Source organism: Endozoicomonas acroporae, from assembly GCF_002864045.1.
Taxonomy (GTDB): domain Bacteria; phylum Pseudomonadota; class Gammaproteobacteria; order Pseudomonadales; family Endozoicomonadaceae; genus Endozoicomonas; species Endozoicomonas acroporae.
In genome coordinates, this window is sequence record NZ_PJPV01000043.1 from 1 (window position 1) to 17,928 (window position 17,928).

19 protein-coding genes are annotated in these 17,928 nt (G+C 48.2%); 2 read left to right on the forward strand and 17 right to left on the reverse strand.

Annotated elements, in window-relative coordinates; genetic code table 11:
• Positions 1 to 19: 19 nt before the first annotated feature.
• Entirely contained in the window at positions 20 to 613 is a 594-nt protein-coding gene (locus CX664_RS06515; protein WP_101745952.1) for a hypothetical protein, read from the reverse strand.
• 23 nt (positions 614 to 636) lie between these two features.
• Entirely contained in the window at positions 637 to 1,332 is a 696-nt protein-coding gene (locus CX664_RS06520; protein WP_101745953.1) for an SDR family oxidoreductase, read from the reverse strand.
• Positions 1,333 to 1,462: 130 nt separating this feature from the next.
• Between CX664_RS06520 and CX664_RS06525 the strand changes: the two genes are divergently transcribed.
• Positions 1,463 to 1,882 carry a CAP domain-containing protein gene (locus tag CX664_RS06525; RefSeq protein ID WP_145999869.1) on the forward strand — a complete coding sequence of 140 codons (420 nt, stop codon included), beginning with the start codon at positions 1,463 to 1,465 and terminating at the stop codon, positions 1,880 to 1,882.
• Entirely contained in the window at positions 1,879 to 2,199 is a 321-nt protein-coding gene (locus CX664_RS06530; protein ID WP_101745955.1) for a hypothetical protein, read from the forward strand. The genes CX664_RS06525 and CX664_RS06530 overlap by 4 nt, the downstream gene beginning before the upstream one ends.
• Before the next feature lie 49 nt (positions 2,200 to 2,248).
• Here the strand turns inward: CX664_RS06530 and frdD are convergent, their stop codons facing one another.
• The 15 genes from frdD to CX664_RS06605 all read right to left on the reverse strand — a co-directional run bounded on the left by frdD (position 2,249) and on the right by CX664_RS06605 (position 17,751).
• Positions 2,249 to 2,602, reverse strand: a complete 354-nt coding sequence (frdD, locus tag CX664_RS06535; RefSeq protein ID WP_101745956.1) for a fumarate reductase subunit FrdD — start codon at positions 2,600 to 2,602, stop codon at positions 2,249 to 2,251.
• Between the two features lie 19 nt (positions 2,603 to 2,621).
• Complete coding sequence (locus CX664_RS06540; protein ID WP_101745957.1) at positions 2,622 to 3,011, reverse strand: fumarate reductase subunit C; 390 nt, start codon at positions 3,009 to 3,011, stop codon at positions 2,622 to 2,624.
• Positions 3,011 to 3,760, reverse strand: coding sequence for a succinate dehydrogenase/fumarate reductase iron-sulfur subunit (locus CX664_RS06545; protein WP_101745958.1), 750 nt, complete (start codon positions 3,758 to 3,760; stop codon positions 3,011 to 3,013). Before CX664_RS06545 ends, CX664_RS06540 begins: the two co-directional genes overlap by 1 nt.
• Before the next feature lie 9 nt (positions 3,761 to 3,769).
• On the reverse strand, positions 3,770 to 5,545 hold the full coding sequence (gene frdA, locus CX664_RS06550; RefSeq protein ID WP_101745959.1) for a fumarate reductase (quinol) flavoprotein subunit: 1,776 nt from the start codon (positions 5,543 to 5,545) through the stop codon (positions 3,770 to 3,772).
• A gap of 301 nt (positions 5,546 to 5,846) precedes the next feature.
• Positions 5,847 to 7,043 carry an amino acid permease gene (locus tag CX664_RS06555; RefSeq protein ID WP_101745960.1) on the reverse strand — a complete coding sequence of 399 codons (1,197 nt, stop codon included), beginning with the start codon at positions 7,041 to 7,043 and terminating at the stop codon, positions 5,847 to 5,849.
• Between the two features lie 181 nt (positions 7,044 to 7,224).
• Positions 7,225 to 7,884 (reverse strand): HrpE/YscL family type III secretion apparatus protein, encoded by a 660-nt coding sequence (locus CX664_RS06560; protein ID WP_101745961.1) that lies wholly within the window; start codon positions 7,882 to 7,884, stop codon positions 7,225 to 7,227.
• On the reverse strand, positions 7,863 to 8,555 hold the full coding sequence (locus CX664_RS06565) for a SctK family type III secretion system sorting platform protein (protein ID WP_101745962.1): 693 nt from the start codon (positions 8,553 to 8,555) through the stop codon (positions 7,863 to 7,865). The genes CX664_RS06560 and CX664_RS06565 overlap by 22 nt, the downstream gene beginning before the upstream one ends.
• A gap of 97 nt (positions 8,556 to 8,652) precedes the next feature.
• The gene (gene sctJ, locus CX664_RS06570; RefSeq protein WP_101745963.1) at positions 8,653 to 9,444 is read right to left on the reverse strand and encodes a type III secretion system inner membrane ring lipoprotein SctJ; all 792 of its coding nucleotides are present in this window, start codon (positions 9,442 to 9,444) and stop codon (positions 8,653 to 8,655) included.
• A 164-nt stretch (positions 9,445 to 9,608) separates the two neighbouring features.
• Entirely contained in the window at positions 9,609 to 10,031 is a 423-nt protein-coding gene (locus CX664_RS06575; RefSeq protein WP_101745964.1) for an EscI/YscI/HrpB family type III secretion system inner rod protein, read from the reverse strand.
• Positions 10,032 to 10,116: 85 nt separating this feature from the next.
• Positions 10,117 to 10,485 (reverse strand): type III secretion system chaperone family protein, encoded by a 369-nt coding sequence (locus CX664_RS06580; RefSeq protein ID WP_101745965.1) that lies wholly within the window; start codon positions 10,483 to 10,485, stop codon positions 10,117 to 10,119.
• A gap of 9 nt (positions 10,486 to 10,494) precedes the next feature.
• On the reverse strand, positions 10,495 to 13,074 hold the full coding sequence (locus CX664_RS06585; RefSeq protein ID WP_101745966.1) for a TyeA family type III secretion system gatekeeper subunit: 2,580 nt from the start codon (positions 13,072 to 13,074) through the stop codon (positions 10,495 to 10,497).
• Positions 13,075 to 13,172: 98 nt separating this feature from the next.
• On the reverse strand, positions 13,173 to 14,705 hold the full coding sequence (locus CX664_RS06590; RefSeq protein WP_101745967.1) for a hypothetical protein: 1,533 nt from the start codon (positions 14,703 to 14,705) through the stop codon (positions 13,173 to 13,175).
• Positions 14,706 to 14,752: 47 nt separating this feature from the next.
• A complete protein-coding gene (gene sctE / locus CX664_RS06595; RefSeq protein WP_101745968.1) occupies positions 14,753 to 16,399 on the reverse strand; it encodes a type III secretion system translocon subunit SseC family protein in 1,647 nt (548 codons plus the stop codon).
• A gap of 17 nt (positions 16,400 to 16,416) precedes the next feature.
• On the reverse strand, positions 16,417 to 16,890 hold the full coding sequence (locus tag CX664_RS06600; protein WP_241693382.1) for a SycD/LcrH family type III secretion system chaperone: 474 nt from the start codon (positions 16,888 to 16,890) through the stop codon (positions 16,417 to 16,419).
• Positions 16,891 to 16,908: 18 nt separating this feature from the next.
• Complete coding sequence (locus CX664_RS06605; RefSeq protein ID WP_101745970.1) at positions 16,909 to 17,751, reverse strand: hypothetical protein; 843 nt, start codon at positions 17,749 to 17,751, stop codon at positions 16,909 to 16,911.
• Positions 17,752 to 17,928 lie beyond the last annotated feature (177 nt).

Below are 17,928 nucleotides of genomic sequence, written 5' to 3' on the forward strand. Positions count from 1 at the left end.
AAGTTTCAGCCTGTTGCACTTATTGTATTACTCCAGCACCAATAACCTGTAACCACAGTACATTCTCAGGGCTCATCAATAGATAGCTAATAAGGGATTGTGAGAACAGCAGAGTGAACAGCAGTACAGCAAAAGGCAGTAATAACAGGGACCACTGCTGCTTCGTCTGATTAAAGCTTGCCTGAATAGCCTCCACTGGAGGCTCCCCCTTAAGGGCAACCCGAAACTCCACAAACATTAGTTTGTACAGCAGATAAAATCCCGGTATCAGGTAGAGGCTAAACCCAAGCATGACTAATACAAACACGACCAGGTAGCTGGTCGCCAACGGAAAATAGATACCCGCCGACTTTATTAAACTGTCATAAAGGCTTAGCTTCTTACCCTGATCGCGACTCTCAATAAAGAAAATCGCCGCCCCCGTGGCCAGCGGCTCTATCAACACTGATGCAAACAGATCTGCAAACCCGACACTTACCTCGCTATTGCCAGCAAAAGACTGTTGGAGGTAAAAGCCTGTGATTTCAGAGGGGATAGCAGACAATAGAAATAAAACCGTCAGGCTCAAGCCATAACGGGCAAAAAAGTGTAGCGATTGAACAATAGATTGCATGCAAATTTCACCGGTTAATCAACTTACCAGGGAATCACTGATCCATCATAATTGATGAACTGGCCACTGTTTTTCAAAGAAAGTTGATCAATAACCTTGCGAACGCCCCTGATGGATGTTTCCGTATCAATCGGAGCATTAACGCCCCCCATATCCGTCTGAACCCAGCCAGGATGCAATACACCAACACTGATACCCTTCCCGGCAAGGTCAATAGCCAGACTTTTAGCCACCGCATTCAATGCGGCTTTGGCAGAGCGATAGATATAACTCCCGCCTTTCTGATTGTCCCCCATACTGCCCATTTTACTGGACATCATGATGATTTTTTTCTCATGACTCTGGGCTACTTTTTCCACCAGTGCCTGCGTAACCATCATCGGGGCCACCGAATTAACCCGCAAAACTTCCATCCATGGATCAACAGTCACCTCATCATAAGACAGACCGAAAGGGCCATAAATTCCGGCATTATTGATCAGGATATCAACGGGCTCTTCAATCACATACTGCAGGTTATGGATCATTCCGGGCTGGGTAATATCCAGGGGAACCAGCTCAAACTGGTAGCCAGCACTGCGTTTCAGCTCCAGCAGTTTCTGCGACTGTTCCGGAGAACGGCAACAACCGTAAACCTTGGCACCCTGTGCAAGATATTGACGGCACAGTTCCAGACCCAGCCCCCGGCTAACGCCGGTCACCACCACTATTTTCTGCATGCAGACTCTCCCGGATAAACTGGCAGCTTCCGTTAGAAATAAAGCTGAAGCCGCCGATAAATTATCTTACTCGTAAACAAGGCAAAAAACTTACAAAACATTCTATGATGGCAAACCGGGGATGGAAAAGATGCCTCCAAAAATAACTGGCGACAACCAGACGTCTTATATACCTGTACAAGAGGGTCCCTCCCCTGCTAATAACAAAGCCAGTCATAGAGGACGCGAGGTCAGTGAAACCAGGGCGACTCCCCAATCGGACAGAACTGCTAATGCAACCAGCAATCTGGCCGTTGGCCAACGTCAGGTTGAGTCTTTATCACCTGATCATCTGGAAATGATCAAAGCACTGACAGAACAAGGCCAATGGGGTGGTGTTCTGCCCGCAATTCTTGCTTGTAAAACAACGGATCAACTGGAAAAAGTTCTGGCCGAAATAAAAAAAGTCAGTGCTCTGCCCGAAAAGATTCATCAGGAAATAGGCATTCACTTTGCGGGCCTCTATGCAAATAGAGCCGCTGGTGCCCTGACCGGAGGACTCAGACCATGACACTCGAAAACCTGGGCAGTCTCGATCTTATTCTGCAAAAGTCCGATGAACATGACAGCCCGCTGGGGTCCATGATCAGAATGGCGGTGGACAGCTTTATTCAGACACACTCGCTAACCGCGGCGAATCGTAATCAAATGGTCAATAGCATCACCCAGAAAATTCACGAGCAGATCAATCAAGTGATGTTCGAGCAGGAAGAGCTACTGACAAAAGACCCAACATTAGCGGAAAAAATCACTCAGGCACGCAATCAAAGGCGAATCGAGCAAAATTATCTTCAGGAAAAAAGCCAACGCTCTGAACAAACTTCCTAGTTTTTTATGCCAAAAAAAGGGGCTTACTCAGCCCCTTGATACAACCTGATCAGACCAGCAATAAAGCAATGGTTGCCAGGCTGAGAATCAACGTACCACCATAACAGGCCATTTTTACCCCACCCCCCGGGTGGAAACCCAGATCGTGAGCACCGTGGTAAATACGGTGAATACAGGCCCAGTAAGAAGGCACCAAAGCCACCATCAGCGCCAGCTTGCCAATCCAGCTCTCCAGAAAGAACGCAGACATTCGCTCATAAGAGAGCGCTTCTGCCGGAATAATTTCCAGCGGTACGCCCAGACCAACCACAAAAATAATGGCCGGAAAGAAAAAGGCGATAGTGGTGCCACCAGCCCCAAACAGACTCCACAACAGAGGTTCAATATGGCGTTTATTACTCATGTTTCCTCTCCTATCCCCGTCAAAGTCCCATGGTGGCCGCAGCCAGAATGATGGCAGAAACCACTGCCAGGCCAACGTACATCAATTTGTTAACCACACTGTCTTTTACCATTTTACGAATCTGCTGTGGCAGAACGCGAGGCGTCATATCGAAATAGGTGACGGCATGGTAAATAGTCAGACCCAGGGTAACCACGGTAAACAGAATCATTAACGGGTTGGCCTGGAAGGCAAGCCAGCTATTCCAGGCGGCCTCACCCTTGACCAGCTGCATCAGACCGACAAACAGGTTGATGGCATAGAGGCCATCAAATACACAGGAGGATTCCCGGATCATGTACTGGCGGTAGAAGGGATGATCCATATACCAGGTGCGCTTCATGGGACGCACATAGGGGCGACGACTCATCACTTGTCTCCTTTACGTGGCATCAGGAAAGAGAGCGCCCAATCCTGAGAACCCTGCAGTTTGTTCTGGTTGATGGCAGCGGCCGGGTCAACATTCTTTGGACAAACCTCAGAACAGTAACCCACAAAGGTACAGGACCAGACACCATTCTTGCCCTGAATCACTTCGGTACGCTGTTCATAGCCATCATCACGGCTGTCCAGGTTATAACGGTGGCCCAGGGCAATCACCGCAGGCCCGGTAAACAGTGGGTTCAAGCCCATCTGTGGACACGCGGAGTAGCAGAGCATGCAGTTAATGCACATGGAGAACTGCTTATAAAGGCCCAGCTGCTGAGGCGTCTGCTTATTCACCCCTTCCTCAACCGGCTTCTCCATCGCATTGATGATGTAGGGTTTCACTGACTCCAGTTTCTTGATGAAGTCTTCTGAGTCAATCACCAGATCCTTTTCAATCGGGAAGTTAGCCAGTGGCTCAACCCGAATGGGGTTCGGATAGTAATCCCGCAGGAAGGTTTCGCAGCCGAGCTTTGGTGTACCGTTGATCACCATGCCACAGCTGCCACACACCGCCATACGGCAGGACCAGCGGTAAGCCAGGCTGGAATCCAGTTCATCCTTGATATGCTCAAGGGCATCCAGCATGGACCAGGCTTCCACATAAGGAATAGTGAAAGTGCCAAATGTCGGCTTGTCATCGGTTTCCGGGTTATAACGCAGAATCTCGATGGTTAAGGTTTTATCACTCATGGGGCCTCCTTACTTCCCTTCGCCGTTTTTCTCAGCCGCCGCGCCATAGACGCGCTCTTCTGGCTGGAAGCGGGTTACATTCACGTCTTCATATTCCAGACGAGGCTTGGCATCACCGTTATAGAAGGTGACGGAGTGTTTCAGGAAGTTGACATCATCACGGGCTTCGAAGCCATCAATACGCTGGTGCGCACCACGGGACTCCTTACGTTCAACACCGCCAAGGGCCATACACTCAGCAACCATCAGGGAGCTTTGCAGTTCAAAGGCCTGCAGCAGTTCGGTATTGAAGACCTTGCTCTTGTCTTCCACCTTGACGTTTTTGAAGCGCTCACGCAGTTCGGAGATCTTGTCCAAACCGGCCTGCATCTCTTCACCCACCCGGTAAATACCAAAGCTGTCTTCCATGGTTTTCACCATTTCGTGACGCAGGTGCGATGCTTTCTCAGTACCATTGGCATTGCGCAGGCTTTCGATAGCTGCCAGGTGCGCTTTTGCCTGATCCAGCAATTTGCGTTCATCAGACATCACGTTCTGGCTGGCAAAATCCGCCGCACTTTCACCGGCAACCTTACCGAAGACCACCGTCTCTGCCAGAGAATTGGAACCGAGACGGTTGGCCCCGTGCATACCGACGCTGGCACATTCACCGGCAGCGAACAGACCGGCCAGATCGGTGGCACAGTTGATGTCCGCTCTGACACCACCCATGGTGTAATGAACCGCAGGACGAACCGGAATTGGCTGATGAACCGGATCAACCCCCAGGTAGTTTTTCGCCAGGGAACAGATCAGTGGCAGACGCTCCATCAGCTTCTGTTCGCCCAGGTGACGCAGGTCCAGGTGCACCACATCGCCCAGTGGCGTTTCAATGGTGCGGCCCTTGCGCTGCTCCTGCCAGAAGGCCTGGGACAGCTTGTCACGCGGGCCCAGTTCCATGTATTTGTTCTTTGGTTGACCAACCGGAGTCTCTGGCCCCAGGCCATAATCCTGCAGGTAACGGTAACCATCCTTGTTCAACAGGATACCGCCTTCACCACGACAACCTTCCGTCATCAACACACCAGAACCTGGCAGACCGGTTGGGTGGTACTGCACAAACTCCATATCACGCAGCGGTGCGCCAGCACGCAGGGCCATGGCATGGCCGTCACCGGTCACAATGGCACCATTGGTGTTAAAACGGAAAATACGACCAGAGCCGCCTGTTGCCAGCACCACTGACTTCGCCAGGAATACTTTTGGTTCGCCGGTTTTCACTTCGATGGCAACAACGCCCTGGGCACGGCCATCTTCCATGATCAGGTCAGTGGCAAAATACTCATCGAAACGTTCAATGGATGGATACTTGGTGGACGTCTGGAACAATGTGTGAAGCATGTGGAAGCCAGATTTGTCCGCAGCAAACCAAGTGCGCTCAATCTTCATACCACCAAAAGCACGAACGTTTACGTCACCGTCGTCCTTACGGTTCCAGGGGCAGCCCCAGTGCTCCAGGCGGATCATCTCTTCAGTGGCGTGGGACACAAAGTAATCCACCACATCCTGATCGCAGAGCCAGTCACCACCGGCCACCGTGTCAACAAAGTGGTTTTCCAGAGAGTCATGATCCTGAATGACACCGGCTGAACCGCCTTCTGCAGCCACCGTATGACTCCGCATAGGGTAGACTTTGGAAATCAATGCCACTTTAAGCTCAGGATTTTTTTCGGCAACGGCAATCGCAGCCCGAAGACCGGCACCTCCGGCACCGACAATGGCTACATCAGCCTTTATGACCTGCATACGCAAACCTCTACCGCCGTTCACCACCATCTCCGGGAAGAGTCCCAAATAGAGACAGCCAGCGAACTGGCCAAAATGAATAATAAGAGAAGGGTTAAAAATCTAGAACTGAAGTTTATATAAACCTGAAATTAAAGCCATTGATATAAAACAAAAATAAATCAACATTTCGGAAAAACCGTAATTTCAATATAAATCAATAGGATCAACCACTATAAGCAACCGCTTAAACTTTAGGGTATGCAGATTTATTGTTTAATTAACAAAGGTTCACTTTTAATTATCAACTTACGCAAAAAGCCTATAGCCTCGAAATAAATTGAGACACAATGATGACACAGCCAAATACAAAACAGGTTGACATCAAAACCGTTCCCCCGGGTGCCCGAAACCGGTTTTCATAGGCCGGTTGCTTTCTTAGTACATAGACCATTGCCGTAGGCAAAAGGATAGCCAGAATAGCCAGAGCAACTGCTGCATAACCCAGGGCGGCGACAAAACCATCCGGAAACATAATGGCAATAATAACCGGTGGGATAAAGGTCACCAGGGCGGTCTGCAGCCGATGGATGCGGGTATCCGCCCTTTGTAATAAGTTGGCAAGATAATCAAACAGCCCAAGGGCAACGCCCAACACGGATGTCAATAAGGCCAGATCAGAAAACAGGTACAGAATAGTGTGTACATCTTTATCACTGCTTAATGCTGAAATTAAATGAGCCGTTGCCCCGGTTGACTGACTGATTTGCAGTAATAAGCCTTCGGGCAATACCCCCATCACCGCCACCAGCCACAAGATATAAACCACCAGCGGGATCAGGGTCGCTAACAGAAAAATAAGGGGAATATGCTGCAGCTGCTTCTTTTGATAAATGATAATGCTGGGAATGCCACCATGATAACCGAACGAAGTAAATATCACCGGCAGTGCCGCCAGAACCGATAAATACTCAACCCTCGCCGTATGTATCATGCTCTCATAACGCACCAAAGGTGCCAGTGACATCAGGGCAAGAATAAAAGTAACGATCATCAGGGTGAAAAAGATACGGTTAACAAGATCCACTGCCCGGGTGCTGTAATAAACAAAGGCACCGGCAATCAGGGCAAAAAACATCACGCACAGCTGAGAGGAAGCTCCGGGAACCACTGATTGAGCGTACTGCGCCAGTAACGATCCGCCCCCGGCAAAGTAGGCGGACATCAATGCGTAAAAAAGCCCGAGAGGGGCAATGGCAGAGAGCACCTTCCCCATCCGCCCTAATGTTCTGCTGGCCATGGTATACAAATTACAGCCAGGCTTGATAGCGACATTGGCCTCAAAGGCATAAAGGGCAGAGATAACCGCAAAGAATGCCGTCACCGCAAAAATAATCATAACCGGCATCAACCCGGTACTGGCTGATACCAGCGGCAAAGCAAGCATGCCCGCACCGATGGCCGTTCCTGACAAAATTAACGCACTGCCAATTACGGTGGAACGACTGGATTCAGACATAAGCAAGTACCTTTACTGAATATAAATTTCAGTGATAAAGATAGGGGAATTTAATGGAGATACCTGCCTGATTATGTCCTGCTGGACAAGGTAAGCCTCAAACGGAGGTAAATACTGCTTATCTCAGCGGCTTCTTCCAACAACAGCTGCCTGGGTACTCTGAAAATCTGCAGAGCACTCGCTATTCAGCCTTGTCAGCTATGTCGGCCTCACGACTGCGCGCAGCTAATGATTGGAGACTGTCAAACCGCTTCTGTAATGCCCGTAACTGAACATCAACACTGGCATCAACAACGCCGATTTCACTCTCCATAATACAATCACCGGATGAGAGCCGGGGATCAGCCACAAGATCAATAAAACCAACGCCTTTATACTCTGCCAGAATGGTATTCAGGCGCGACTGAACAGCACTGTACTGAGCGGATGGCACACGGATGGTGACATGTTTCTCATTTCTGACATGTTGCAGGGCATTTTTAACCAGGCTTATGGCCAACTCTTCCTGATCGAATTCACCGATGATTTTTTTCACACCGGAAAGCAGGATATTCGCAAGGGTATTTTCAATATCTGAAAGATAATTGATCGTCCTGCTGACCACTTTCAACATGTGATCTGTCTGCTCAGCCTTACTTTCCGCCAAACCTTCCTGATACCCGCGTTTTTTTTCCTGCTCATAGGCCTGGCGGGCTTCCTCAGTAATACCGGCAGCCTGCTCCCGGGCTGCCTTAATAATTTCCTGGGCTTCAAGATAAACAACATAGTCATCTGCCTTGAGCACTTTGCAGGTTGGATCCAGCTCCAGCTGGACATTATTCAGGATAACAGGTGCCGCCACTGTCGATTCACCTCTTTATGAGTTTTTACCAGTAACTTCACACACTGGGCTTTGTCCAGTCCCCCGGCACCTGGTGAACTCAAGGTCTTTTTCCAGCTGCTGGGCATTTTTAATATCAACCGTTGCCGAAAGGCTCCGGGCAAATCAGAAAACGCTGTGGCAATAACCTGTCGGCCATTGAGTTCCAGAAATGCTTTAAATCGATCCAGGTGTTTCCAGTCAATGAGTACACCGGGGCCATTTTTTTCTGAAGCACGGCTGATAAACTGCGCTTTTTTCACGGTAAAGCGGTAGGCCTCTTCGCCCAGGCATTTCTCCAGCGCCTTACGCTCATCACGACGAATCACTGACCGAACAGTGGCTTCGTTGAGAATCAGCCCGATGTACAAAGCCAACTGTTCAATTTCTTCGGCACTGGCAAATACTATCCTTTTATCCGGGCGATCAAAGTCATAATCAAACTGCTTGGCGATGCCAAACTTGCTCAGAAGGTAGTTTGACAGACTAAATTGTGCAGGCTCACTGGTCTGAAGCGATTTCAGTAACTTGAAATGTTTATCCGATTTAAGCCAGCTAGCATGCACATAACGAACAGGAAAGAAGTTAAACTCAACCATATGATTGAACAGGCTTGTTCCATTATATTCCTGAAAAACATTGTTACTGTTCATTGGTCATTTCACTCCAACCCCATACACTCCAATGAGTCACCATTGAACGGTGCATGCACTGTCCGACAAATAATTGTAGTCTTGAGCAAATCATCCGCTATTTACGATCACCCTTTTTTTTCTTCGACTTTTTCTTCTGTTCCATCATCCAGAAGAAATAGCCACCGGCTCCCAAGGCCAATAACAGCAAGAGAATCAAAGCGTAGACAACGATGCGAATAACCCCAGCAGAACCGGGAGTAACATCGACAAACAGCACCGTCTCTGTTGATGGACTGTCAAAATTGCCAGAGTTCAGGCGGGTTGCCGGGAACAGGGAAACAGCGATCTTCTCCAGGGAAAGCCCCTCTATACTGTTTGCCACCAGAGTTTTTACTTTCGGCACCAGACCCGCCAGTTCCAGCTCAGGGGTATACTTGATAAACACTGAAGCTGATGAGGGGTAGTTGACATCCGTCAGGCTATCCTGCTCCTGGGGCAATACCACATGAACACGGGCAGTCACGACACCATCAATCATCGACAGTGTGGACGAAAGCTCCTGTGACATGGAATAGGTATAACGGGCCCGCTCTTCTGTCGGGGAAGAAATCAGACCATCTTTAGGAAAAATATCACCGATCGACGAGTATTTTTCTTTCGGAAAACCAAGACTGCTCAAAATCTTGATAGATCTTGCAACATTACCGCTTTCCACCATGATGGTGACAATTTTGTCTTTATCCACCAGCTTCTCAGTGGGAATGTCATTATCAAGAAGGATGGCAAGCATTTCATTACCTTCTTTTTCATCAAGCCCGGAATAAAGCTCGACTTTACACCCCAGCAATAAAACACCGATGAGACACAGTAATGTAACCTTAAAGCTCTGGACAAACCCCTGTTTCATGACGAGCCAACCTTATGCACGTTAAAATATAATTACTCATACATTTAACGGCCAGTTGCGAAGAAAAATTATGATTTACCGAGTATAGTTTTAAAAGAGAGGGGCAATGATGATAGCTGAAGAAAAATCACCTTATTTTCCTTCAGCTTACAGATAAGAAAAAATTACTGGTTGCGTAACAGCGTATCGAATGTCTGAGTACTTTTACTGACAATCTTCCCGATATAGTCTTCGGTAATCATCAGATTGGTCATAGCCATTTGAGTTTTGAACATATCCTTCATCCCCATCGCCTCACCGGGTGCCAGGTGCTGCTTGACCAGGTCAGCCCTGCCTTCCACATGATTCCTGAGACCCTGCATTCCCTGAAGCACCTTATCTCCCAGCGTCAGGGCCGGAGCATCCGGATTAGCTGCCACGTCAATAGGTTTAACGTTCGCCGCCTGAGAGGCTCCATCTGGCGAAACCAGCTGGGCGAAACGGCCTGCCGCCCCATCTTCTGGTTGATTCGGATTGGCAAAGCCTTCCTGAGTTTTTTCCAGCGCTTTATCCGCCAGATTACCTGTCTTGATAATATTGTCCGCCATGATAGTAACCTCTATTCATTATTGATTGGTTGAGGTACTTCAAATCCTCTTATCTGTTTAAAAACAGTTTTTTAATATTTTTATCTTACAATTTTAGCTCATCTGCCTTGTTCATCAAAAACTGCATAGCGCGCTCCACACTGGGGCGGTTGAAATCAGAATCATCAACAAACAAACAGATAACCAGTTGATTTTCTTGAAGGCCTACCTGTAAGGGATAAGGAAAGCTCTTTTTGTAATGGCACTCTGCCAGTGCACTTTCTAAAACGGGCAGACTGTTAAAGGGGTCTATCTCCCGGGCCAGATACATCAAAACGCCCTCTTCCTTTTGTTCCATATAAAAGGATCCGGCACCCTCAATTTCAAAGCATGCTACGCCGGTATCACCGAAATCGAACCCCTTGATGCCCATGGCCTCAGCAAATTCAGAGACTACGCTATTACGCCAATCCATTCGTCCTCCTTAACTTTTCACTTCACCCGCTGGTGGTTCATATCCTCCCGGATTCATCCGCGGAGCCCCCTGAAGATCAACCAGTGACTGGATGTACGTCTCGATCTTTGTTTCATTACCACCCAGTAGAGGTATTTCAATTTGTGATTCTTTTGCTTGTTCCATATAACCAAGTAACTGTTCTAACTGAGCCTTATCCCCTGCCATTGACTGGATATCTTTAAGGACATCACCAATATCACCATATGACTCCCCTTCCACTTGCCCTTGAACCTTAGCGGCAATAAATGCTGCGGTTCCCCTGGCAGGAGTTGACTGAGCTGAAGCATTGTCAGTCTCAAATGTTGCTTCAACCGTCATTCCATCATCTACCTCCTGATTTCCCGTTGCATCCAGGGTTGCCTCGACCTGCATCCCCTCCGCAACATCCTGACCATCAGACTCATCCCAGGTTGACTCAACAGACAGGCTTTTCTCCTCAGCCCTGATGCTGAAGGTGTGGGAGTATTCCATCCGGTCAAAGATATCAGTACCCAGCGGACGTGTTTTCGGCTCACTAATTGGGTCAAACGGATGCTTAAAGAACGACTTCAAACGAGCACTGAAGGGACCTTCTTTAAGGTGAGGAGACACACTGTCTCTAAAGGATTTAGATGGCCTTTTCTTTATTTTCGAATCTATTTCAGCAATGGTTGATTTAAGGCTGGCAAGATTGTTTTCTAACTGCTCAAGATCTAAATCCGGACCACGATCCTCTTTCAATACTTCCATTGCCGTACGAACCAGATCATTCACACTTTGACCAGGATGAGTTTTCACCCACTCTCCCAGCGCTTTGGTATCTGGCGGAATAAGCTGCAGTTCTTTGCCCTCCCCTTCGGGTGTAATAGCCACTTTAAGATCTTTGGCAAAGGCTTTACCCCGTTGGCTGGCGACATCTTTCAGCGCATCAATAATATCAACACCATTCTCTTCTGCATGCTGCAATGCAGTTAATGAGCAGTCAAAAACAAAGTTGGTATCCTTGCGTTGATGCAAACCCCGGGCCTTATCCAGTAACTCATCCTGTTTCTGTATGAGCTCTTGATCGGAAAGCCCATCAAAGCTGCCCTTTGCCGTCACCTCGGTTGCCCCATTGGCTCCTCCTTTGGCAGTCACCTCAGGGGAGGTGGCTGTTGCCGGGTCAACGGTGGCATTAGTTGCTGTCGTTGACGTTTCACCCTGTGCCGCAGGCTCAGGCTGCGTCGTTCCAGCTCCAAGAGTGGGAACACCAGTGGATGCCATAAACGGATTATCTGGTTCCTGAGCCCCTTTGAATTCACGGCCCAAATCATCAATAATGCTGTTTGAACCAAGAAAACCTTTTAACGCATCTTCCGAGATTTCGGTTTCTCCACCCTTGCCATAATTTTCATCCGTCTTTACAGCGCCTTCTTCTTCCAAAACCAGATTATCCTGTACTTCCAGGATTGCTTGAGCCAGGCTTTCTTTAATTTGTTCATTGGCAAAAATTTCTTCCGGAATCTCACTAATCAATTTCGCAGTCTTATTCATGAAAGCCGTTCTGACTTCAACGGGCTTCTCACTCAACCCCATTTTCTTAATTAAATTGGTAAAGTCACTTCCTGAAACAAACTGTTGATCCAGCAAATCCAGAACATTGGTCATATATTGCTGGCCATCAAATCGCCCAATCCTCACCGGTGGCCTTCTCATCTGCCCTTGTGTTTCCATACAGCTATCATGGATACCCACCAGCCTTTTCAAGGTCGTCATATCATTAATCACTGAGCGCAGGTGGGTGTCTTCCGTTTTGGATGTCATGGAATTCAACTCACCACTCAAAAACCTGAGCCTTCTATCGACTGAGTTCTCAAAACCAGTCGCCACCTGGTTATTGTCCGGATCTGCATCCACCCCACCCTGGTTATTAGTCAGGTCTTTAAATGCTGCACCGAGGGATTTATGATCCTTGACATGACCATATAACTGCGAACGAACTTCATCCGGGGTTTTACCGGGATGGTAGTCCTCGGCCAGTTTACCGGCAGCGTTTGAGATCTCTCTGCCAATCTCAATATATTGAGGATGCTCGTTTTCAAGCGCTTCAATGGCTTTAAAAATTTCATCTTTAGGCAGGGCGTCAGGATCGGCTTTTAAATCAACAGCGATCTCATAAAGCGCAAGATACTGGTGGTAAGGGTCCTTGAACTCTTCTTTGGCCCCTTTAAGATAGTCTTCTTGTCGATAATCCTCTTTTGATTGTTTAGGAAAGCGTCTTTTGAAATCCTGTGTTTCAGGAACTTCTTCAACATTCTTGATTTTTTCAATTAATTCAAGCTGCCGCGCACTTGCCGATTTACCCTTATCGGCTTCAATGTCTTTTGGATTCTTGAACTTAGCCAACAAACTGGTAAGTTCTTCCGCAGCATCGGCAGTGGAAAGCATTGATGGTTTATGGGAGGCTTCTACCCCCTGCCCGGTTGATAGTTTCCCAGCCTTGCCAGCTGCGCTCTCGCCAGCCGCACCGGGAGCCTGCATCTGCTGCACCGCTGCTGAGGCTTGTATTCCTCCAAGTGGATTACCCATGCTTTCCCTCTGTGCAAGAAAAAGCCAACCCGCAGGGTTGGCTACATCTTATAAACCACGTCCTTTGATTGTGTCATCAAGCTCAGATTGACCTGTGATCAGGCTCTTGTTGTCGATTTGAGTGTTTCAAACCATGAGCGGATGATCTCATCCATCTTGCTGATCACCGTTTTCACCATATCCTGATGGAGGTTCATAAACTCGCTATCAGACTGTGCAGCAGAATCATGCATTCTCTGGTTTGCCTCGTGTAATTTGCCCTGGGCCTGATGCATGCCTGCCTGGTAGTCTGTACCAGCCTTGATCATATCACCGCTTGCAGCGGTCATCTGGGAAAGACCATTACCAATCGCTACCTGCCGTTGCATATTCGCCTGGTCCAGTCCACCGGCTTTAGCTGACATACCAACCTGGATACCACCGGAAATGATCTTGGTACCAGCACTGACCCAGCCACCAATGGCGGTCATCAGGGCTGCATTCTTCATTTCTTCTGCCTGGTTGAGAATCTCAGATTTTGCCGCCTGCTGCTCAATGGAACGAGACTCCCTTGAGGCAGCACGCTGGTTGGCACTCATCTTGAACAGAAGCTCCATCACGGCAAAGATATCCACCATCTGCTCAAGCATTTTCATATCCGCAAAGGATTCGCCAGCAGCAAGCAGGTTCAATCCCTTGCTGCTGTTCATTAGAAATTGTGAAAGTCCCTGGGGAGCATTACGCATCAGGGCAGACTGGTTCTTTAATGAAATTGGATTGCTGGCTTGCAGAATGACCTGTATTTCCTCCTGGCCAAAGCCCATTTTGGCCAGGAGCTGCTTTTGCTCTGCACTGCCAAGCTGACCAAGTTTGCCGTTCAATAGTGCTGCCAGCCCTTTGGCCGTATCGGCACCAAACCCCAGCGCCTGCAGAACGGCCTTGGTATCAGAGCCTGCTGAGCGCATCATATCCAGACGACTGCCGTCAGTATCCGGCGGCGCAAGAGAGATCATCGTTTTGATCTGGCTGTCAGTAAAGCCCAGGGATCTCAGGATAGCCGTTTTCTGGTCCAGACCTTTTGCCCCTCCATGCTGGTCGGCAAGAAACGTCTGGATATCTTTAGAGGTTGACAGCTTTTCCAGGTTATCCAGCTGAGTCTTCTGAAAGCCGCCCATACCGGCCAGCACCTGCCGCTTTCCTGCAGAGGTTTCCACCCCTTTGCCGGAAAGCAACTGCATGTGCGAAGCGGCATCATCAAGAACCGCGGCCTGTGATTTCAGCTTTGCGGTTTCTCCTTTGGTCACCGTGCCATTCTGAATATTATTGAACAGCTGTTTGGTTGACTCCATGGCCTCGTCGGTGGACTTGGACAAAGTGGCCAGGGTTTTACTGGCATTGGTCATTTGATTCGGTGACAGATCATCGGGCGTGGCCAGTGACGGCTTGGCCTGTTGACCTGCTTTGTTAAGGTCGTTCAAAACCTCGGATTTAGCGTGTTTGGTTGAGGCAAGACGAACGCTCTCTTGCTGAAAGTCAATATCGCCTTTCTTGATTGCCGCTTTCTTTGCGTCAGATGTCGCTGGTTTTTCAAGAAGCATCTGCATATTTGCACTGTGTGCCGCCCGGTCTGCACCAGAAATTCCCTCGGCCATGAGTTACCTCCATGTATCAGTGTTAAGGGTAAAGCAACTATTATTTATTATCCTTTGAGAGAGCTATTGAGCTTGGTCATCGTATCGTGGTTGTCTTTCATCATGCTGGTCATGACTTGCCATACCTGCTGCATATCCTCGATAACCTTTTGGATATCCTCAGTTATGTTATCGATGGCATGCTGATTGGCCAGCATCCAGGCATACAGCTCTTTCGCCTCGGCTCTTAGCATATCTGCGTCATAATTCAGGGTGGTAGTGTAAGCACCGGCCGTACCATCGGCAATCATGGCAGCCCCACCGGCAGCTTTGGCAGCCTGGGTACAGCGAGCGGTGACCGCTGCCATCTTGGCTGTCTTGGCTGTCGCTGTTGCCGCCGTCGTTGTTGCCGAGGCTGTGACTGTCGCGGCACTGGATGCACCACCCGCCGCCGCAGCGGTACCCTGGGAAGTTGCGTTCGCGGCTGTAGCCGCAGCACTGGCCCCCCCACCGGCAAACGCACCACCAAGACTCATCACCAGAATCAAGGACGACCAGAACACCATCGCGCCAATCATGGCCTTGTCTTCATCCGCACCAAATGCCTCGAAGATCGCGGCAACTCCCTTGTTCATCCAGTCACCGGTTTCGGAAGAAACAGTCATCATCACGGTCAGAGCCAGACATGCGGCCATGAGCCCCATGGCTACTGGCGAACCAACACCCGTAGCAAACATAACAACCATAACGACAGCCATGAGAGCGACGGCTATATAACCGAATATTTTAGCGATCGCCCCCGACTCTTTGGCTTCTTCTGCTTTTTCAATCGATTCGGCAATCTTTGCCAACCGTTTTTCTGAAATCTGCTGTCGCTTTTGCTCATTAATTTTGATGCTTTCCTGGTTGAATACCAGACGGCTGTCCTGCAACTTGGTCTGGATTTGCATCAGCATTTGAGTTGCAGTATCCACATCAAGCGTTTTATTTGAATCCAGGAATGTTGAAGTAAAAGCCTTCAGTTCAGCTTGCAATTCTTTTTGAAGGTCTGCGGGCCCTCCTTTCAGGTTGGCAACTTTGTTGAAAGTATCGGCAAAAAGATCACCCAGCTGTCCAAGCGAGTTATCACCAGCAAGTTTGCCACCCACCTGGGCAGAGAATGAATGCATGGCCCTCAGGGAATTATCCGGATCTTTCGGGTCGGCTAATTTAAGCATTCCATCAACCAGCTCTTTACTGTACCCCATGGACAACAGTTGGTCCTTGTTGCTCTGCATAGAACTGATATGACCAGCCAGTGGATTTGGCCGCCCGCCAGGCCCTTCAGCGAAGGCTTTCAGATCACCAGTGACCAGCGCCAAATAGTCCGAACCACCTTGTTCGATCATTGCCTCAGAAGCCAGACCAAGCTTTACCGCTTCAGGGTTCGTTTTACTCAACTTCTGGATTTCGGAAAAAACAGAGATCTCCTTGAGGACTTTTCCAGAAGGAGAATCTGAACCTTTCGCAGGAACATCCAGACTGTGCTGCGGCTTAATGGGAGGAGCAATATTCTCCTGAACCTGATTCATCGATACCGTGTTTTGCTCCGAATAACCACGACTGACTTTTTCTTTTTCAACCTGATCGGTCTGTTGTTGCCGGAGTGATGGGTCTATATCCGCCTGTTGAGGTATCTGACCCGCCGGATAAGCCCCTTGTTGGATACCATCCATTCTGCTTACTCCCTGGTCTATTTTAGATTTTCCAGCATATTTTTGGCACGTTCCAGATCCTTGGCATATTCCGGGCTGTCGCCAGCCCAATCAATGGAAGTCTCATAGGAAATCTGAGCTTTTTCCCTGTCGCCTTTCGCTAAATGACAATCGCCGATATACATCATTGGTCGGGGATCATCAGAATCCAGAAGAGTAGCAAATGAGAAGATCTCGATGGCGCTGTCGTATTGTTTCTGCATTTGTTGACAGGCACCTAGTCCAAGAAAGTATTTACGATTGAAATGATCATAAAAACACAAAAATTGAAAAACTTTCGTTGCTTCTTCGTACTTTCCACCCTGATAAAGGTTGTAGGCAACTGAGTATATTGCTTCCATGGCATCATCACTCAAGTTTTTCAAATCTTTGAAGGTTCCCCCCTCACCGAAGAAATTCATGAGCTTGTCTTCAAGTTCTGCACCTTCATAATTCAGATCTTCATTATTCACCTGTGACTCCTCCATGAGTTAACGCATATTTTGAATGATAGTACTTATGGACTGGAAGTACTTGTTGATAAAATTAGAGAGCATTTCAAACGTCTGGTTGTATTTATTGATAGTCTGTTGAAGCTTGGTGGTTTGCAATTGTGATTGACTGGTCAGTGACTCAATTTTTGATTTCAAATGCTCGATATTGGCATCCCACTCGGCAGCATTGTGAGTATCATCATTACCGCTTCGGTCAGTCTGAGCACCCATCTGTTTCCAGAAATCAACCATGTCCTTTGTCATTAAGGAAGAGCCTGACGTTCCTGCCGCAGCCTTTTTTTCCTTCGCTTTTGCCAGATACGCATTAGCTTCTTCCAGCAAATCATTTTTCTGGTTGATGGATTCTATTTGATCTTCCAGTTGTGTCTGGAGAATATCCGCCCGGGCCGTCAGCACGCCCATAATCAAGGCATCCAGGCTGGGCTTGGTGAAATCCACTGGTTCGCCCATCAGATACGCATTAATTTGTGACGCTCCGGGACCTATATAATTATCACCATTCCAGTTCGCCGGATTACTGACCTCCTGAACCATGGCAACAGGTGCCTGTAAATAGACCAGCTTCTGTGACGCTTCATCAAGCTGTCCCGTATATCTAAGCGAGTTCAGTGTCTGCTTATTAACCGAGTAAAAGTGGGTGGGGGTTAGCGAGTTACCCTGATCATCCGGGTCAGCCATTGATAACAAGGCTTCAATCTGGGCATCGGTATAGCCGGCAGCCCGGAGTGAATTAATCCTGCCATCATTCAAGGTAACGGTTTTGGGGTTTTCTCCAGATTCGCTACTGGAAGAATCCACACCGCCAATGGAGGTACTCATTAGTGACTCCCTGTCATTTTGAATATCCGTTAAGTCGCTTCTTTAACTTTAGGTTATGAAACAACGTTCTTGCCAATTACACATTGGTCGATTTCTTTTTATAAAAAGAAATTCAAAAAATCATTTATATATAAAATTACGACAATGACTTTTAGCTCGGTTTTTTTCACTACTTAT